The sequence below is a fragment of the Zoogloea sp. genome, from assembly GCF_023150065.1.
Lineage (GTDB): Bacteria > Pseudomonadota > Gammaproteobacteria > Burkholderiales > Rhodocyclaceae > Zoogloea.
Window position 1 is genome coordinate 1 of sequence record NZ_JAKLLN010000058.1, and the last position, 339, is coordinate 339.

Annotated in this window: 1 pseudogene; it reads left to right on the top strand. The window is 65.8% G+C overall.

Annotated elements, in window-relative coordinates:
• Positions 1–200: 200 nt before the first annotated feature.
• Positions 201–339, top strand: a pseudogene (locus tag L6Q67_RS23310) (Rieske 2Fe-2S domain-containing protein); the annotation flags it as partial.

The window sequence follows — 339 nt, forward strand, 5'->3', positions numbered from 1 at the left end:
CGGGCAGCGCAAGGCCCTCTACGAACGCCTGCTGTTCGCGCTGCAGAACTACAAGGACCCGTGGGCCGAGATCGTCGAAGACCAGGCCGGCGGCCTCCACAAGCGCCAGTTCGAAATCATCAAGGTCTGAGGCCCCCATCATGAGTGACTGGAAAAAAATCTGCACCCTCGGCGACGTCCCGGTTCTGGGCGCCCGCGTAGTGGACAGCGAAGCCCACGGCCGCATCGCGGTCTTCCGCAGCGCCAGCGACGAAGTCTTCGCGGTGCTCGACAAGTGCCCCCACAAGGCCGGGCCACTGTCCCAGGGCATCGTGCACGGCAACACCGTCACCTGCCCGC